This window comes from Halorubrum ezzemoulense (assembly GCF_004126515.1).
GTDB lineage: Archaea > Halobacteriota > Halobacteria > Halobacteriales > Haloferacaceae > Halorubrum > Halorubrum ezzemoulense.
Genome location: NZ_CP034940.1, coordinates 38,790 through 56,164, shown reverse-complemented (window position 1 = coordinate 56,164; position 17,375 = coordinate 38,790). Strand labels below are relative to the sequence as shown.

At 71.4% G+C, this 17,375-nt stretch carries 18 protein-coding genes, 1 tRNA gene and 1 pseudogene; 13 read left to right on the top strand and 7 right to left on the bottom strand.

Features of this window, described 5'->3' with window-relative positions; all coding sequences use genetic code 11:
- Positions 1–34 precede the first annotated feature (34 nt).
- A tRNA-Phe gene (locus tag EO776_RS00270) sits at positions 35–108 on the top strand.
- A gap of 41 nt (positions 109–149) precedes the next feature.
- Here EO776_RS00270 and EO776_RS18725 read toward each other — a convergent pair.
- Positions 150–320 (bottom strand): hypothetical protein, encoded by a 171-nt coding sequence (locus EO776_RS18725; protein WP_167373096.1) that lies wholly within the window; start codon positions 318–320, stop codon positions 150–152.
- Positions 321–380: 60 nt separating this feature from the next.
- Here EO776_RS18725 and EO776_RS00265 point away from each other — a divergent pair, with 60 nt between their 5' ends.
- Complete coding sequence (locus tag EO776_RS00265) at positions 381–1,118, top strand: HAD family hydrolase (protein ID WP_094494888.1); 738 nt, start codon at positions 381–383, stop codon at positions 1,116–1,118.
- Positions 1,115–2,110, top strand: coding sequence for a phosphotransferase family protein (locus EO776_RS00260; RefSeq protein WP_094521178.1), 996 nt, complete (start codon positions 1,115–1,117; stop codon positions 2,108–2,110). The genes EO776_RS00265 and EO776_RS00260 overlap by 4 nt, the downstream gene beginning before the upstream one ends.
- Before the next feature lie 23 nt (positions 2,111–2,133).
- On the opposite strand, the gene EO776_RS00255 is transcribed toward EO776_RS00260, so the two are convergent.
- Positions 2,134–2,691 carry a hypothetical protein gene (locus EO776_RS00255; protein WP_394346120.1) on the bottom strand — a complete coding sequence of 186 codons (558 nt, stop codon included), beginning with the start codon at positions 2,689–2,691 and terminating at the stop codon, positions 2,134–2,136.
- Between the two features lie 212 nt (positions 2,692–2,903).
- On the opposite strand from EO776_RS00255, the gene EO776_RS00250 reads away from it, so the two are divergent.
- Positions 2,904–3,098, top strand: a complete 195-nt coding sequence (locus EO776_RS00250) for a cold-shock protein (RefSeq protein ID WP_004599158.1) — start codon at positions 2,904–2,906, stop codon at positions 3,096–3,098.
- 185 nt (positions 3,099–3,283) lie between these two features.
- Here the strand turns inward: EO776_RS00250 and EO776_RS00245 are convergent, their stop codons facing one another.
- The gene (locus tag EO776_RS00245; protein ID WP_049932858.1) at positions 3,284–3,598 is read right to left on the bottom strand and encodes a 2Fe-2S iron-sulfur cluster-binding protein; all 315 of its coding nucleotides are present in this window, start codon (positions 3,596–3,598) and stop codon (positions 3,284–3,286) included.
- 161 nt (positions 3,599–3,759) lie between these two features.
- On the opposite strand from EO776_RS00245, the gene EO776_RS00240 reads away from it, so the two are divergent.
- The 4 genes from EO776_RS00240 to EO776_RS00225 all read left to right on the top strand — a co-directional run bounded on the left by EO776_RS00240 (position 3,760) and on the right by EO776_RS00225 (position 7,126).
- Complete coding sequence (locus EO776_RS00240) at positions 3,760–4,872, top strand: DUF7093 family protein (protein ID WP_129452282.1); 1,113 nt, start codon at positions 3,760–3,762, stop codon at positions 4,870–4,872.
- An 86-nt stretch (positions 4,873–4,958) separates the two neighbouring features.
- Positions 4,959–5,342: a DUF5611 family protein gene (locus EO776_RS00235; protein WP_049932860.1), complete on the top strand. Its 384-nt coding sequence runs from the start codon at positions 4,959–4,961 to the stop codon at positions 5,340–5,342.
- A gap of 257 nt (positions 5,343–5,599) precedes the next feature.
- Positions 5,600–6,058, top strand: coding sequence for a universal stress protein (locus tag EO776_RS00230; protein WP_049932861.1), 459 nt, complete (start codon positions 5,600–5,602; stop codon positions 6,056–6,058).
- A gap of 90 nt (positions 6,059–6,148) precedes the next feature.
- Positions 6,149–7,126, top strand: a complete 978-nt coding sequence (locus EO776_RS00225) for an ROK family protein (protein ID WP_049932862.1) — start codon at positions 6,149–6,151, stop codon at positions 7,124–7,126.
- A 27-nt stretch (positions 7,127–7,153) separates the two neighbouring features.
- Here EO776_RS00225 and EO776_RS00220 read toward each other — a convergent pair whose 3' ends face one another.
- Positions 7,154–8,164 carry a PrsW family intramembrane metalloprotease gene (locus tag EO776_RS00220; RefSeq protein ID WP_094521175.1) on the bottom strand — a complete coding sequence of 337 codons (1,011 nt, stop codon included), beginning with the start codon at positions 8,162–8,164 and terminating at the stop codon, positions 7,154–7,156.
- A gap of 139 nt (positions 8,165–8,303) precedes the next feature.
- Between EO776_RS00220 and EO776_RS00215 the strand changes: the two genes are divergently transcribed.
- From EO776_RS00215 to EO776_RS00205, 3 genes and pseudogenes are all read left to right on the top strand, one after another.
- Entirely contained in the window at positions 8,304–8,696 is a 393-nt protein-coding gene (locus EO776_RS00215) for a DUF7532 family protein (RefSeq protein WP_094521174.1), read from the top strand.
- A 2-nt stretch (positions 8,697–8,698) separates the two neighbouring features.
- Positions 8,699–10,216, top strand: coding sequence for a DUF402 domain-containing protein (locus tag EO776_RS00210; RefSeq protein WP_094521173.1), 1,518 nt, complete (start codon positions 8,699–8,701; stop codon positions 10,214–10,216).
- A 183-nt stretch (positions 10,217–10,399) separates the two neighbouring features.
- Positions 10,400–14,238, top strand: a pseudogene (locus tag EO776_RS00205) (glycoside hydrolase family 97 catalytic domain-containing protein).
- A gap of 48 nt (positions 14,239–14,286) precedes the next feature.
- On the opposite strand, the gene EO776_RS00200 reads toward EO776_RS00205, so the two are convergent.
- The 3 genes from EO776_RS00200 to EO776_RS00190 form a co-directional block, all read right to left on the bottom strand.
- Complete coding sequence (locus EO776_RS00200; protein WP_049932866.1) at positions 14,287–14,622, bottom strand: NifU family protein; 336 nt, start codon at positions 14,620–14,622, stop codon at positions 14,287–14,289.
- Between the two features lie 111 nt (positions 14,623–14,733).
- A complete protein-coding gene (locus EO776_RS00195) occupies positions 14,734–15,072 on the bottom strand; it encodes a hypothetical protein (RefSeq protein ID WP_049932867.1) in 339 nt (112 codons plus the stop codon).
- 105 nt (positions 15,073–15,177) lie between these two features.
- Entirely contained in the window at positions 15,178–15,792 is a 615-nt protein-coding gene (locus tag EO776_RS00190; protein WP_049932868.1) for a 2Fe-2S iron-sulfur cluster-binding protein, read from the bottom strand.
- Between the two features lie 145 nt (positions 15,793–15,937).
- On the opposite strand from EO776_RS00190, the gene EO776_RS00185 reads away from it, so the two are divergent.
- Both EO776_RS00185 and EO776_RS00180 read left to right on the top strand, forming a co-directional pair.
- Positions 15,938–16,420, top strand: coding sequence for an RNA-binding protein (locus tag EO776_RS00185; protein WP_049932869.1), 483 nt, complete (start codon positions 15,938–15,940; stop codon positions 16,418–16,420).
- Between the two features lie 88 nt (positions 16,421–16,508).
- On the top strand, positions 16,509–17,369 hold the full coding sequence (locus EO776_RS00180; protein ID WP_086216787.1) for an endonuclease/exonuclease/phosphatase family protein: 861 nt from the start codon (positions 16,509–16,511) through the stop codon (positions 17,367–17,369).
- Positions 17,370–17,375 lie beyond the last annotated feature (6 nt).

The following is a 17,375-nucleotide window of genomic DNA, read 5'->3' as shown; positions in this document are numbered from 1 at the left end:
CTTTTGTCCCGAATCGGCATTGATGTGAGTGCGAGCCGCCTTAGCTCAGACTGGGAGAGCACTCGACTGAAGATCGAGCTGTCCCCCGTTCAAATCGGGGAGGCGGCATATTCTGAACCCGCGAGCGACAGCGAGCGGACGACCGCGGGTCACTCGTCGTCGACGAGGACGGTCGCGAGGCGGTCGCCGCAGTGCGGGCAGTTCAGCGTCTGCCAGGTGTCGGGATCCAGATCGCCGAACGGCTCGGACCGGCGCGCGTCCGCGGCGGCGACGCTCGCGCCGCAGGTCTCGCAGTCGTGGGTGTCGTCGGGATCGGTCATCGCCGGGCGTACGGGCGCCTCGGCGAAACCGACTTCGCCGCGCGGCGCCTCCGATCGTCCATGAGCCGGTTCGCGGCGGTGGCGTTCGACCTCGACGACACGCTGTGCCGCCACGACCACGACGTGGACGCCCTCTACCGCCGGGCGTTCGAGGAGGCGGGCGTGGAGCCGTTCGGCGAGCCGGAGGAGCTGTGGCCCCTCCTCGACGGCCCGCCGGACCCCGACGATCGCGTCGGTTACCTCGGCGCGGGGTTCGCGCGGTTGGCGGCGCAACACGGGAGAGACGTGGACCCCGTCGCGCTCGCGGCGGCGTTCGAGGCGGTCGCGGACGAGTCGCGGGTGGCGTACCTGCCGGGCGCGACCGAGGCGCTGGCGGCCGCGGCGGCGGCGGGTCCCGTGGGCGTGCTCACGAACGGTCCCGAGGACCGACAGCGGGCGAAGATCGAGGCGCTCGGGTTGGACGACCTCGTCGACGCGATCGTGTACGCCGGGGACCTGCCCCGCCGGAAGCCGCACGCGGAACCGTTCGAGCGGCTGACCGCGGCGCTGTCGGTCGATGCCGAAGAGACGCTGTACGTCGGGAACTCGCTGTCGTACGACGTCGCGGGCGCGCACAACGCCGGGCTCCGGTCCGCGTGGCTCCGCGCGAGTCCCGACGACGCGCCCGGCGCGTACGGGCCGGACCACGTCGTCGACTCGTTAGCGGAGATCGCGGACCTGCTGGCCGAGGGGCGCGGAGCCGACGGCCGCGAGCCCGGAGGCGAAGCAGCGACGACCGAGCCGGAGGAGAGTCGGTGAGCGACGCGGTCAGGGGTCGCGCCCTCGCCAAGGCGAGACCGGGGGCGACGGTCGCGAGCGTCGAACCGCTCGGGCGGGGGAACCGCAAGCGGACGGAGGTGGTGCGATTCGAGAGCGCCGCGCCGGTGGTCGTCCAACGCTCCGAAACGCCGGCCGCGACCCGGACCGAGGCGGCGCTGCTGACGGCGATCGGCGATCGGACGGACGTGCCAGTTCCCCGGCCGCTCGGCGAGGGCGTCGACGACGGGACGGGGTGGTTCGTGACGCCGCTGGTCGACGGCCGCGACCTCCACGAGGCGTTCGTCGACCTCGGTCCGGCGGACCGGCGGGGGGTCGCGCGGGCGTTCGGCCGCTGGCTCGCGGCGCTCCACGAGGCGTTTCGGTTCTCGGGGTGCGGGCGGCTCGCGGTCGACGGCGCGGCGGGCGGCGGAGCGATCGACGCGGAGTCGGTCCTCGGACGCGACGCGTCGCTGTCCGTCCGCGATCCGGTCGGCGCCGACGAGTGGCTCCGGGAGTTCGGGGAGCGACACGCCGACCGGCTCCCCGAGGAGTTCGACGGGCTCCGCGCTCGGCTTCGGGACGCGTTCCGGGAGTCGACCGCGTCCGACACCGATCCGCAGCTGTTCCCGTGGGACTTCCGCCCGGGGAACGCCCTCGTCGCGGACGGCGCGGTGACGGCCGTCCTCGACTGGGAGGCGCCGCTGGCCGCCCCGCGTGGCGTGTCGGTCGCGAAGACCGAACACCTCGTCGTCGACTGGTACGTGCCGGCGGCCGAGACCGGGCCGCTCAGGCGGGCGTTCCGCGACGGCTACGAGTCCGTCGCGCCGCTCCCGCGCGTCGAGCGTGCCCACCGCGCCGCGGCCGTCGCGAGCGCGGTCGTCGACGGCGAGGGCGTGGTGACGAACCCGCGCTACCCGCCGGTCGACCGCGACGCGGCGGTCGAGTTCCATCGACGGGCGCTTCGGCGCGCGCTGGACAACGGACCCGGATAGACCACTCCGAAACGAGGCGCCGGTCAGTACAGCGCCGTGGCCGCGAGGATGCCGGCGGTCTGGCCGAGGCCGACGAGCGCGATGCCCGCGACCGTCCCCGCCGCGGAGCCGGCGAACGCGGCGACGACCGCGCCCACGACCGAACACGCGGCCGCGGCGTGGTGGACGGTCGAGCGCGGGGCCGTCGCGTCGCGAAGCCCCGTGTAGACGAACGCCGGCGCGGGCAGGAGCATCCAGCCGTAGAAGGCGACGGCGAGGAGCGCGCCGGCCGGGAGCGCGGCCGCGAGCCCGGCCCCGTCGCGTGCGAGGAACCCGAGGACGCCCGCGAGCGTGACCGGGGTCCCCGCGAGGATCACCAGCTTCCACGCGCGGAGGATTCCCGTCGCCATGTCGCGCCACGAGGCGACGACGAAGGCGACGAGCAGGGCGCTCATGACGACGTGCGCGACGAACAGCGCGTGGAGGGAGACCGCACCGAGGACCGTCGCCGCGGCGACGCCCCACGCCGCGGGGACCAGCAGCGCGGGACCGTTCTCGCGGAGCGTGATGGCGGGGCCGTCCGCTTGGTACTCGCGTGACACGTTGGTCGCTTCCGCGCCGAGGAATATAAACGTCGGCGTCCGGTGGGGCGCCGAAGAACGACACGATCCGGTCTCGCTCGCGCCGCGAATCTGTTGTTCGGGCAGTGTTCGCTGATAAAGTTTCGGTTATTCGGAAACGATCGTCTAGAGAGAGTCGTGGTAACTGTACACTCGCAATCCTTATGACCCGACAGGGTCTCTCTCTATTCGCAATGGCGACCGGAAAGGTTGATTTCTTCAACGACACTGGCGGCTACGGATTTATCGAGACTGACGACGCGGACGACGACGTGTTCTTCCACATGGAAGACGTCGGCGGCCCGGACCTCGAAGAGGGTCAGGAGCTCGAGTTCGACATCGAGTCCTCCGAGAAGGGTCCCCGCGCGACGAACGTCGTTCGGCAGTAAGCCGATCCGAGAAGGTGGGTCGGTCCGGCTGACGCCGAACGCGACTCTGACACACGGTATCAAACGTTTTCGTCCGCGTCGCGGGCTCGCGTCCGCCGCGGTCGTATTTTACGCTCGACGAGCGCCCCGCTCGTCGCGTGCGCGCGTCGTACCCGGAGAAGAGATGAGAGCGACCGCGTCCGCGCTCAGATGTGTTGCCCGAAGAGCCCGCGGCCCTTCGTCACCTCGACGTCGCCCTCGACTTTCGTCTGACAGGAGAGGCGGACGTCGTGGTTCGGGTGGTGCGGCGGGAGCCAGAGACGGGCCTTCTCCTTCTTGCTCGGCTCGCTGACCTCGCCGTCGACCTGGACCGCACAGGAGCCGCACGACCCGGAACCGCGGCAGTTGAGCTGTTCCATCTTGCCGTTGTAGACGGAGAGACCGGCCTCTTTGAGCACGTCGCGCAGATTGGCGCCCTTCTCGCACTCGATTTCCTCGCCCTTGTAGGATACAGTAGGCATGTCGACTCACGGTACGCGAGCGATCCACAAAAGAGTCTGTGTCCGCGGGGCGCGGCGACCGGAACCGCGAGCGCCGACCGCGGCACGCCCAGAAACGGTCGTGTGCCGAGCGTCGGACGCCGACGGGGCGTTTTTTACCCTCGGCACCGCAGGGTGGCACAATGGGACTCAGGTGTCTGCTCGGACACGACTTCGGCGAACCCGAACTCCAGCGCGAGCGCGAGGAGGAGGGCGACGAGGTCGTCACGACCGTCAAGGAGGTGAAGACCTGCGCTCGCTGCGGCGAGACGCAGATCGTCAGCGAGAATACCGAAGTGACGACGATGGAGCAGCTGGCGGACGAGGCCGCCGCGAACGTCGGCGGCGAGACCGCCGGCGCGTCGGCCGCGGCGCCGACGCGCGACGACGCCCCGGACGCTGCCGAGGAGGGCGCCGGACCCGGCACGGCGTCGGGAGGGGTCGGTGCGGCCGACGCCGGGACGGCGGACGAGGGCGTGACCCTCGACGAGGAGCCCGGAGCCGGGAGCGACGACGCGGTGATCCTCGACGACGGGGCCGCGGCCGACGAGCCGGCGGGGCCGACCGACGCCGCTCCGGCCGCGGACAGCGTCGACGCGGCGACGGGCGCGGCGGACGGTCCGAACGCGCCGGACGAGGCGGGCTCGCCGGACGGAGCAGATCCGGCGGACGAGGACACGGAGGTGTTGGGCGCGGGCGGCGAGTCGGCGTCCGCGCCGTCGCCCCCGGCCGAGACCGAGTCCGGTGCCCCCTCGGGCGACGAGGCGGACGCGGAGAGCGACGACGGCGTGATCCTCGACGAGGACGAGGAGCCGGCCGACGACCGGGAGCGGGGCGCGTGGCCGGAGGTCGAGGAGGAGGACGCCGGCGCCGACGGAGCGACCGCGTGGCCCGATCACGGCGGCGAAGACGAGGGGTTCAGCGCGGAGGTCGGTGAGGGCGGTGACGCCGACGTCGAGTTCGGCGGCGGGCTCACCCCGGAGGCCGCGGATGGGCGGGAAGAGCAGGAATCGGCGACGGAGTACGTCGAGGCGCCCGACGACGGCGAGGGCGCCACGTTCGACGCCGGCGGCGAGGGCGGGACGGGGATCACCCGGGGCGAGAGCCCCGAGTTGGAGACGGTGGGCGACGACGCCCCGACGGAGTACTACTGTCCCGAGTGCGGGATGGTCCGGGCGGCGGACGGGAGTTCGATGCGCGCGGGAGACATCTGTCCGGAGTGTAAGCGCGGGTACGTCGACGAGCGTCCTCGGTAGGCGGAGCGGAAGCGGGCAGTTCGGGCCGAACCCGCCGAGCGGCCGTGACGAAACTGGTTTACGCCGGCCTGTCGAACGGTCGCGGCATGAAGGAGTACAAGATGCGCCGCGGCGAGCATCTGGACGACCGCATGCCGGACCTGAAGGGTTCGATCGAGGAGTACTTCGGCGAGGTCACCGGCACCGAGGAGTGGGAGGGGCACGAGCTGTACGTCGTCGCCGACCCCGACAACCCGGTGTTCGAGCGCATCGTCGCGGGCGCCGCCGAGTACGGGAGCAAGAAGGACAAGCTGGCGGTCCACTTCGAGGAGCGCCCCGCCGAGGACGTCATCGCGGAGGGGAACGCCGACGCCGCCGCGGACGCCGTCGACGCGAAAAACGACTTCCTCCTGGAGGCGACCGGGCGCGACGCGAAGTCGCGCCGCGACTCGCTGAAGCGCGAAGTCGAGGACGACGCCCCCGATTACTGAGCGGTTTCTGCGGCGACCGGTTCTCGTCCGTCGAGGAAAGCGCGGAGCCCGCTAGCGTCCCGCTCGCGCGACTGAACCCCGCGAGAGAGTCGTCACCGTCCTCGAAACGTCGTCGCCTCCTCACGGGAAGCGTCATCGCCCGACGAGAATCGGCTCCACTCGGCGGTGAGACTGTCAGGATCGATCTTGTGAATATTTATTCAGACTTGAGTTAAAACTCCGGCACTTTTAAGACGCACGGGGACGAAACGGTGTGTATGAGCATTGAGACGGTCGTGCTGGCGGTCGGATCGGAGGACGGGAAACGCGTCGAGCGGCTCGCCGAGGAGATCATCTCCGTCGCCGAGCCGGCGGACGCCGAGGTCGTGTTGACCCATGTGTTCGACAGGGAGGAGTTCGACGAGACCAGCGCGAAGCTCGGGTTTGAGCCGGAGAGCGAGAGCTCGACGCCCGACGCCATCGCGGAGCGACACACCACCACCCGGAAGCTCTCGGAGGCGCTCTCCGAGGCCGGCGTGCGACACTCCGTCCGGGGCGCGGTGGGAGACCTCGCGGACGAGGTCGTCGAGACGGCCGAGGGCCTCGAAGCCGACCGCGTCGTGGTCGGCGGACGGCACCGCTCGCCGACCGGGAAGGCCGTCTTCGGCAGCGTCGCGCAGGAGGTCATGCTCTCGGCGCCGTGCCCGGTCACCTTCGTCCGCGAGCCGGCGTCGTAACGCGGTTTCGCGGTACGGACCCCGTTTGTTATTCACGGTCGACCGCGCGAAGCGTCCCGCTTAAGTGAGACGGGTCCGCGCTTACACCCGATGTACTACGTGGGCGTCGACCTCGGGGCGACGAACGTCCGGGCGGCCGTCGGCGACGAGAGCGCGGCGGTCCTCGGCTCCGCGTCGCGGGGTACGCCGCGGGGACCGAACGGCATCGCCGTCACCGAGGCCGTGTTGGAGGTGGTCCGCGGGGCCTGTACGGACGCGGGAATCGCGCCGAGCGAGGCGGTCGCGGCCGGGATCGGCTCCATCGGTCCGCTCGATCTGGCGGAGGGGGTCGTCCAGGGGCCCGCGAACCTCCCGGACACGGTCGAGCGCATCCCGCTCGTCGGGCCGGTCGGTCGGTTGCTCGACACCGACGAGGTGTACCTCCACAACGACACCATCGCAGGCGTCATCGGCGAGCGGTTCCACTCCGAGCGCAACCCCGACGACATGGTGTATCTCACTATCTCCTCGGGGATCGGCGCGGGCGTCGCCGTCGACGGGAACGTCCTCTCGGGGTGGGACGGCAACGCCGGCGAGGTCGGCCACATGACCGTCGACCCGCACGGGTTCATGACCTGCGGCTGCGGGCTCGACGGCCACTGGGAGGGGTACTGCTCGGGCAACAACATCCCGAAGTACGCCCGGGAGCTCCACGAGGAGGACCCCATCGAGACGATCCTCCCGATCGAGGATCCCGACTTCTCCGCGGTCGACGTGTTCGAGGCGGCGGGCGAGGACACCTTCGCCGACCACGTGATCGACCAGGTCGCCCACTGGAACGCCATGGGGATCGCCAATATCATCCACGCGTACGCGCCGCTCGTCGTGAGCGTCGGCGGCGCGGTCGCGCTCAACAACCCCGACCGCGTCCTCGACCCGATCCGCGAGAAGCTCCCGGAGATGGTGTTCATCAACGTCCCGGAGGTTCGGCTCACCGACCTCGGCGACGACGTCGTGGTGAAAGGCGCCCTCGCGAGCGCGCTGACGGGCGGGACCGGCGACCGTGCGCGCGTCGAGAACGCGCCCTGACCGAGCGCGGCGACGGCGGCCCGCGGGCTACTGCTCGAACTCGTCGAGCTCCGGTTCCACGTCGGCGCCGACCGCGTCGCGCGTGTCGAGGTACGCGTCGCGGTACCGCCAGATCTTCCGGAGGAGGACGTACCCGAACGCGCCCTGGAAGACGATGACGAAGCCGAACAGCGCGAGGACCTGCGGGAGGCCGAAGAGTCCCGCAGCGACGCCGGTCACCGGACCGACGAGCGTGTTGTACAGCGCGTGGATCGCCGCCGCGAGGACGAGCCCCTTGACGATGATCGGGCCGCGGTTCCCGGGATTGAACTTCGCGAGCCCGAGGTAGTAGCCCGCGAACGCCGAGTAGACGACGTGTCCCGGTCCCGCGAGCGCCCGGAGCGCGGCGATGCCGTCGCCGGCGCCCAGCGCCGCGATGCCGACCGTCAGCTCCGCCATGTCGACGTTCTGGGCGATGTACACGAAGTTCTCGATGACGACGAAGCCGAGCCCCGCGATGGCGCCGTAGACGGCGCCGTCGATGACGGCGTCGAAGCGGGCGTCGGTGTACGCGTACAGCCGCACCGCGAGCAGCTTCACCGACTCCTCTATCGGGCCGACGACGACGAAGAAGAACACGACGATTCCGAGGAAGCCGAGCGGCCGGAAGTACGGCTGGAGCACGCTGTTCAGGATCGCCGCGAACGTCGCGGTGAGGATAGAGAGGAGGAACGTCGCCACGAGGAGCGACAGCGGCTCGCCGGTCGTCACGTCCGAGACGTACACGTACGCGGCCAGCCCCAGAGCGGGGATCACGGAGAGCCCGAGGAGGACCGCGATGGCCGGGTCGAAGAGGAGCCCGAGTCCGAACGAGCCGAGGATCGCCAAGAGTCCGACGAACGCGACGAGGACGACCCCGGCCTTCGCGGAGCGCGTGAGGAACCAGTACAGCGCGACCGACAGCCCGTCGAGGGAGGTGCGCTCCTCCCACGTCGCGACATCGTAGAGGTCGCGGTCGTCGTCGGCCCGAGACGCGATCGGGTCCTCGTCGCTTGGCATGGCCCCCGTTTCGCCCCCCGGTGACTTAACGGATTGGCGGAACCGGACGGGCGCGCTGAGGGCGGTGGGCGGGATGCGTCACCGACCGCGCTCGCTCCGCGGCCGACAGGATTGAAACCGCGGCGGACGAAGGTCGGGTATGCACTTCGATCCGCGGGTCCAGCGCGCCCTGAAGGAGGCCGGGCTGGACGCCGACGCCGTCGCCGACGCCTCGGACCGAGTCGCCGAACTCGTCGCCCGCGACGCCGACCGCCTCCGAGAGTTCTTCGACGGCGACGGCCCGTACTACTCGGACATGGAGATGGCGCACAGCGCGGCGTCGAGACAGGAGCACGCGAGCGCCGACGTGGACCTGTTCACCCACGGGAGCGACCTCCGCGGGTACCTCTCGCTCGACGGGTGGGGCGTCCCGGTCGAGGGCGGGCGGGTCCTCCGCGAGGCCGACGACGGCGCCCCGGTCGTCGTCGAACTCTCGCTCGGCGACACGGTGAACGACCGCGTGCGGTTCGCGCGCGAGCGCGAGGAGCTGTGACGATGGCGCGGGCCCGCGTCCGCGGCATCTACGCGACGGCGCTCACCGCGCGCCTGCTCGACGCCGGCCACGAGGTGGTGGACGCCTCGCCGCCGATCCGCCGGCGGTTCGACGCCGAGTTCGGGACCGAGCCGCCGGCCGTCCGGATCGGGACGAGCGCGGACCGGCAGGGGGTCGGCGCGCACGGCGACGCCGGCGCGCTCGGCGCGGTCCGAGATCTCCTGACCGACGCGGGCCGCGACGCGCTCGCGTGGCCCGACCCGACGCCGCCGGGGACCGTCCTCGACGGCGAGGTGACGGAGACGCTCGGCGGCGGCGCGGTCGTCGACCTCCGAGTCGGCGGCGGGCGAGTCGGCGGCGAGGGCGGCGACGTGACGGGCACGCCCGCCGCGGCCGTCGAGGGGTACCTCCCGTACGGGGCCGTCGACGCCCGGGTCGAGACGGGGGACGCGGTCCGGGTCCAGGTGCGCGAGTCGGCCGCGCCGTGGACGGACCGTCGCCCCGAACTCGCCGGGGAGTTGCGGGTCGGCGGCGACCTCGTCGCGCTCGAACCGGGGTCCGGGACGCGGGTCGACGCCCGAGACGACGAGGCCGCCCGAGAGCTGTCCGGGATGCTCGACCTGCTCGACCTCGAACCGCCGACGGGCTGGCGGGCGGTGTGGCAGCCCGCCGCCGTCGACGCCGACACGGAGGCGCTGACCGCGGGCCTCGACGCGGCCGTCGAGGCCGCCGAGGGGCTACGCGCGGCGACCGGAGCGGACGACGAGAGTGGAGTCGACGACGGGACCGGAGACGGGCTCGGCGTCGTCAGCGACCGGAGCCGGCTCCGCGACGCCCCGCTCGCCGCGCCGAACGCCGGCGTCTGGGTCTGGTTCGGCCGCGAGAGCCGGTCGGGACTCGACGACGCGCGGCGGACCGCGACCGCGACGATGCCCGGCCACCACCGCGTGAAGGCGGGGTCGGCGGACGCCTCGGCCGGCGTCGACCTCGCGGAGGCGCTCTGCGACCCCGCTCCCGACGCCGAGTTCCCGTTCGCGGTCGTGGCCGACGCGTTCGGCCCGCGTGAGGGCGACGCGCTCCGGATCGACCACGGGAAGCCCGACGGCCGGCTGATCACCCTCGGCGAGGGGACGGTGACGGGAGTCGACGCCGACGGGACCGTCACCGTCGAGCGCGAGATGACCGGCGGGGGGACCTACGACGGGCTCGGCGTCGACCGCGAGGCCGGCGACGTCGCCGAGACGAGCCTGAAGGAGGGGCGCTGGTGGTACCCGACGACGTACCGCGGCCGCGACGGGACGGTCCGCGGGACGTACGTCAACGTCTGTACGCCCGTCGAGGTGTTCCCCGACGCGGCCCGCTACGTGGACCTCCACGTCGACGTGATGAAACACCCCGACGGGACGGTCGAGCGCGTCGACGACGAGGAGCTGACCGAGTCGGTCGCGGCCGGCCACACCCCCGAGGCGCTGGCCGAAAAGGTGCGGAGCGTCGCGTCGGCGCTGGAGAACGCGCTGTAGAGGTGGATCGGCGGGCGGCGGTCCGGGCGCCGAGGCGCGTCGACTCGGTCGTTTCGAAATCCAATCACTTCGATTCGTTACAATAGCATTATTATTCATCGCATACACGCTGCGGACGGAATGCGTGAGAAACGATCACAGCAAACGTTTGACGGCGCGACGCGGCGGGGGTTCCTCGGGAGCGTGGGGGCGCTGGTCGCCGCCGCGGCCTACTCGCGAGACGTGTCGGCCGACGACGCCGCGCGAGTCGACAACGAGGCGGACGACCCGGTCCAGACGGTCGAGTCGCCCGACGGATCGATCGCGGTCACGGTCGACGTCACCGGCGGATCCCCGACCTACGAGGTCGCTCGCGGCGGCGAAGCGTACGTCGGACCGTCGACGGTCGGGTTCGACTTCCGGAATCAGCCGTCGTTCGGTGCGAGCGCCGACGGGGAGTCGGGCCCGGTGACGGTCACGGGCACCGAGCGCAAGTCGGCGACCGAGGAGTGGGAGCCGGTGTGGGGCGCGTACGAGGAGGTGTCCGCGGAGTACCGCGCCCTGAGCGTCGGGCTCGCCGACGCCGCCGGGGACGCGGACGGGTCGGGCGCCCCCGCGGCGGACGCGCGGACCGCGACCCTCCAAGTGCGCGCGTTCGACGACGGGGTCGGCCTCCGGGTCGTCCTCGGGGAGGGGTTCGCGAGCCACTCGGAGAAGGCGGTGATCGACTCGGAGAACACCGGCGTCGACTTCGCGGCCGACTACGACGCCTGGTGGATCCGAAACGAGGTAACCAATCCGCGGTTCGAGCAGGAGTACGCGGAGACGCCGCTGTCGGAGATACCGGCCGGGAGCCGCGAGACGCGGCCGACGGACACGCCGACCCGGACCGGCGCGCACACGCCGCTGACGGTGGACGCGGGCGACGCGTACCTCAGCGTCCACGAGGCGAACCTCGACGACTACGCGGCGGCGACGCTCGCGCCCCGCAGCGACGACGGGGGGACGGCCTTCGCGACCGAGCTCACGCCGCTGCCCGACGGGTCGAGGGCCTCGCTCGACCTCCCGGCGGCGACGCCGTGGCGGACGATACAGGTCGTCGACCGGCCGGGCGAGCTGATCGAGTCGCAGCTCGTCCCGCTGCTCGCCGACCCGCTCGACGAGTCGGCGCTGCCGACCGCGGGCGGCGAGCCGGACGCCGACTGGATCGAGCCCCGCAAGTACGTCGGCATCTGGTGGACGATGATCGCGGGGCAGGCGAACTGGGAGTACAAGTCGGACGACGAGATCGCCGGGAACGACGGAAATCCCGCCGCGTACGTCCACGGTGCGCGGACCGAGCGCATGAAGCGGTACATGCGCTTCGCGAGCGAGAACGGGATCGACAGCGTGCTCGTCGAGGGGTGGAACGAGGGGTGGGACACCTATCCCGGGGACGGCACCGGCTTCGGCTTCGGCGTCGACGACTCCTATCCGGACTTCGACGTGCCCGAGGTGACCGACTTCGGCGCGTCGCTGCCGGACCCCGTCGAGATGACGATCCACAACGAGACGGCCGGTAACATCCCGCAGTACGAGGCCGCGATCCTCGACGAGGGCGTGTTCGCGGGGTACGAGGCCGAGGGGATCAACTCGATCACGGGTACGTCTCGGACCCGGGGCTCGGCATCGACGGCGACGGCGCCGAGCCGACCCACAACCAGCACAACCAGCTCGCGGTGAACCACCACCGGCTCGCGATCCGTGAGGCGGCCGCGAACCGTCAGCTGCTGGAGATCCACGAGGGGATCAAGCCGACCGGCGAGATCCGGACCTACCCGAACGTGGCGAACCGCGAGGTGGTGAAGGCCCAGGAGTACGACGGGTTCGGCCAGCTCGGATCGAACGTCGGCCGCGACCACCACGTCACGCTCCCGTTCACGCGGAACCTCGCCGGCCCGGTGAGCTTCCAGCCGGGTATCTTCGACGTGACCTTCGGCGACGACCGCGGCGACCAGGTCCAGACGACCCGCGCCAAGCAGCTCGCGATGTACCCGACGTACCTCAGCGGCCTCCAGATGGCCGCCGACCGGATCGAGGGGTACGTCGACGAGACGTTCGAGGTGGGCGAGGGGCTCCAAGCCGCGGCTGGCGAGCGCGACGGACTGGTGACCGACGACACGTGGCGGGACGCGTTCGGCACGAACCACGTCGCCGTCGACCCTAACCGCGCACCGAGCGGCTCGTCGGTGACGTACGTCGTGCGCGGCGTCGAGGAGCCGGGGACATACGACCTCCACCTCCGGTACGCGAGCGCGCCGGAGGAGAACGCGCAACGCGTGATCGACGCCGGCGGGCCGCGAGCGACGCTCCGCGTCGGCGACGCGAGCCGGACGATCGAACCCGACTTCACCGCCTACTGGGACGACTGGCGGGTGTTCACGACCGGGGTGGAACTCGACGCGGGCGACACCGAGATCGCGGTCGAGCTCGACTACGAGGACGGCGGAGACGGGTTCACCGGCGACGTGGGGGGATTCAACCTCAACGCGGTCGCCGTCACCGAGTCGGGCAAGCCCTCCCCGATCCCGGCCGAGTACGAGGGGTACGTTCCGGAGAACGAGAACTTCGACGCGAAGCCGGAGTTCTCCTTCGTCGAGTCCGTCCCGGCCGCCGGCTGGGACGAGACGCGCGTCGTCGGCGCCGCGATCGGCGACTACCTCGCGATCGCCCGCCGGCACGGCGGCGAGTGGTACGTCGGCGTCATGACCGACGGGGCGGGCCGCGCGGTCAACGTGCCGCTCGACTTCCTCGCACCCGGTAAGTCCGGGGACGCGCCGGGGCACGGCAACGGTGGCGGAAAGGGGAAGGGGAAGGGGAAGGGGAAGAATAACGGGAACGGCGGCGGCCGCGACGGCCCGAAGTACGTCGCGGAGATCTACTCGGACGCGATCGGAGGAGGCGTCGACGCCGACCCGACCGGGGTCCGGATCGACGAGGCGATCGTCACCCCGAGCACGACGCTGCTCGCGTCGCTCGCGCCGAGCGGCGGAACTGCTGTCAGGTTCCGTCCGGCGCGGGGCCGCGAGATCGGTCGACTCCCGGAGTACGAGCGGCCGGAACAGGACATCTCGATCGAGATCGCGGAGGAGGCCGACCTCGACGAGTCGTTCATCGCGGGGACGGGGTCGAACGACGCCGGGTTCGTGGGCGGCACGAACGTCGAGATCGTCGTCGACGGCGAGGTCGAGACGCTCGCCAACGTCCGGCTCCCGCCGAACGCGACGGACGAGACGGTCGAACTCGGCTACCGGATCACGGCGATCGGCACCTACGACGTCGCCGTTCGCGACCCGGAGACCGACGAGGAGCTCGCCGTGGAGACGGTTACCGTCGCTCCCGGCGACGTCGTCGCCGAGCTGACCGACCCGAAGCGCGACGACGACGGGCCCGCCGAGTACGTCTACCCGACGGACGGTGCGTTCCGAGACGGCGCGTTCGATCTGCGCTCATTCCGCGTCTTAGAGACCGAGAAAGAGTACCGGTTCGCATTCGAGGTTGAGAACCTCTACGACGCGTTCGGCGGCGACTTCTCGCCGCACTACTTCCTCGTCTACTTGCGCGATCCCGACGCGAACGGCGGCCGCACGAGCGCGCTGGACGATCTCGGGCTCACCGCCGAGTTCGGCGCGCCGTGGCAGTACCGGATCGACGCCAGCGGCTTCGCGAAAGGGATCACCGACGCCGACGGCGGAGACCTTGGCACGCCGGAGGTGTTCGTGAGCTTCGAGTCGAACACGGCCGTCGTCTCGGTGCCGAAGTCCGCGGTCGGCGGCGACATCTCTGGCTGGGAGGTGGCGCCGGTCGTCGGCTCGGAGGACCGCGGCAGCTTGCGCGCGGTCGCCGAAGAGGCCGGGACCTTCGTCTTCGGCGGCGCGCGCGAGGGCGCGGCCGGGAACGCGCCGCGGGTCGTCGACCTCGTGACGCCGGACGGCGTCTCGCAGGCCGACGCGCTCGACTACGGCCCCGATTCGCTCGCGTCGCTGCCGTTCACGTCGTTATAAGAGAGGCGGCGGAATCGAGAGGCCTCGCGGCGGGACGGCCCGCCGCGTTCAGAAGTGGTTCGCGGAGTCGGTCTCGTGGCGGAGCTCGCCGCCGCGACCGCCCTCGACCGTCGAGGCGCCCTGATCGCCGGAGGAGGCGGTCCGCACCGTCACGTTGTCGACCTCGTCGAAGTCCATGATGAGGTCGCGGCGGATGTTGTCGGCGGTGATGTTCGAGATACCGCAGCCGGAGCAGGTGCCGCCGAGCTCGACGACGACCTCGCCGGTCTCGGGGTTCGCCTCGCGCACGACGCTCGTGCCGCCGTGCATCTGGATGATCGGCATCTGTCCGACCATCCACCGCTCGACCCGGTCCGCGAGGCTCTCGTCGCTCTCGTCGCTCATTACCCCCAATACATCGCCGACGGTATGGAAAGTTGCGGTTTAGGAGCCGTCGGGCGCGTCGAAAGGAACTGTATCATCGTCGATGAGACGGAACGGCGGCAGCCGAGCGCGCTATCGCTCCCCGTCGTCGCCCGAGTCGGCCGCGTCGCCAGACTGGCTGGGGAGCCGCGTGGGGTCGGCCGGGTCGTCGCCGTTCAGCGAGTCGTCGCGTTCGAGCACGTACAGCAGCGGCCCGAGCGCGGTCAACACGAGGACTCCGGGTAGGGGCGCGTCGGGAACCGCGAGTAGCGTGACGAGGCTCGCACCGCCGGTGAGCACGACGAGCGCGGCCCACGCCGCCGGCGAGCCGAGGTCGACGCCGACGCGCGCGGCGTCGCGGTAGACGGCCGCGGCGATCAGCGCGACGACGACGCCTCCGCCGCCCCCGACGAGGGCCGTGGTGACGGACATACGGCTTGTTGGACCGAGACGCGAAAAAGGGTGTCGCGAGCGAGAAGGACTGGGAACGAGCGCGGAATCGAGAACGGGTGGGAGAGTCGAGACCAGGAAACGGGCCTACGGCGCCTCGCCGGTCTCGATGCTGAAGGAGTCGCGCGGGTACGCGACGCAGGTGAGCGTGTAGCCGTCGTCGATCTCGGCCTCTTCGAGCATCTGCTGGTTGTCGTGCTCGACGAAGTCCTCGGAGGGGCCGTCCGCGATCTGCCCGGCACAGGAGACGCACTGGCCCTGTCGGCAGGCGTACGGGAGGTCCCACCCCTCGTCTTCGCCCTGTTCGAGGATGGGCTCGTCGTTGGAGAGCTCGACCGTCTCGCCCTGCTTGACGAACTCGACCTCGTAGTACTCCACCTCGTCTTCGGGGATGTCACCGGGGCCGGAGCTGACGGTGCCGCCCTCTTCGAGCTCGCCCTCCCCGCCCTCGGCGCCGCCCGCCGGGATGGCGCCGCCGCCACCGCCGCCGCCGACCGCGCGGTTACCCGGTTCCGGGAACTCGGTCTCGGGGACCGACGACGCGCGGTGTTCGAGCACTTCGTCCGAGACGTCGGTCGTGGGTTCCCACCCCGTCCCCCGCACCGAGGTGACGAGGACGACGAGAAGCGTCGCGACCGCCGCGAGGACGATCGCGGGGGGATTCACGATCGCCACGAGCACGATCGCCAGTGGGTTGAGCATACGAATGGATATGGAGAGGTGGTTTAAGGCCGTTTTGATCGGTCCAACGAGTCGAGACCGTCGCCGCGGAGCGCCCGCCGCGGAGCGACCCCCGGACGAGGCGGGGAGCGGTCCATTTATCGGCCGAGCGGTCGACGGAACGCCCATGGAAGTGAAATCTCGGCACCACCTCCGGAGCGACGAGATCACGGCGATCCGCGAGGCGGTGGCCGACCACCTCGGGGTCGACATCGACGGCGAGGCGTTCGAGTTCGTGGAGTTCGTCGACGCCGGCTACGAGCTCGTCTTAGTCGACGGCGACCCCGCCGTCTTCTACGTCGACGACGACGAGCCCTTCCTCACGGTCCGGGGGGCGAACGACTTCGACCCGGAGACGGGCGTCGTGACGGTCGACGCAGGGGCGATCTCCTTCGTCTCCGACGGCGCCGACGTGATGCGCCCGGGGATCGTCGAGGCCGACGAGGCGATCCGCGCGGGCGACCTCGTCGTCATCGCCGAGGAGACCCACGGGAAGGTGCTGGCGGTGGGCCGCGCGATGGTCGACGGCGACGCGATGGTCGGCGACAGCGGCAAAGTCGTCGAGTCGATCCACCACGTCGGCGACGACCTGTACGAGTTCTCGGTGTGAGCGGTCGGGGAGCGGCGGCCTCGATTCGTTCCGCGACACGTCCCGCGCTCCGCGCATTTTAATCGCCTCGCCCGCGACCCCCGACGTAATGACCGCGATCCGGGTGCTGAGCTACAACGTCCGCTACGCCAACCGGGGCGACCACCACGACGCCTGGCACGACCGCCGAGACGCCGTCGCGCGCCTAGTCCGCTTTCACCGGCCCGACATCGCCGCGTTTCAGGAGCCGCTCCCCGGACAGCGCCGCGACCTCCGCGAGCGACTCCCGGAGTACGAGTTCGTCGGCCGGGGTCGCGCGACCGACGGCGAGGGCGAAGGGTGCCCGATCGGCGTCCGGGGCGACCGCTGGGAAGTCACTCGGAGCGGGACGTTCTGGCTCTCCGAGACCCCGGACTCGCCGTCGGTCGGGTGGGACGCGTCCCACCCGCGGATCGCGACGTGGGCCCGAGTGCGCGCCGTCGACGGCGACGCCGCGCTCCGCGTCGTCAACACGCACTTCGACCACGTGAGCGCGCGGGCGCGGCGCGAGTCCGCCCGCCTGCTGCGCGAGCGGCTCCCGGCGATCGCGACGGGCGACGAAGCCGACGCCGACGGGACGGCCCCGGTCGTCCTCGTCGGCGACCTCAACTGTACGCCCGGGTCGGAGCCGCACCGGATTCTCATCGGCGACGACGCCGGAACCGGGGGGACCGTCGACGGAGGAGCGGTCGACGGAGGGGCGACCGACGACGCGCCCGCGCTTCGCGACGCCGCCGTTGCCGCCGACCTCCGACACGGCCCGGAGACGAGCCTCACCGACTTCGCCCGCCTCATCGACGGCCGCCGGATCGACCACGCGCTCGTCTCGCCGGAGCTTTCGGTCGAGGCGTTCGCGACCCTCGCGGACCGCGACGACCGCGGGCGGTACCCCTCCGACCACCTGCCGATCCTCGCGCGGCTGTCGATGTAGCGGGCC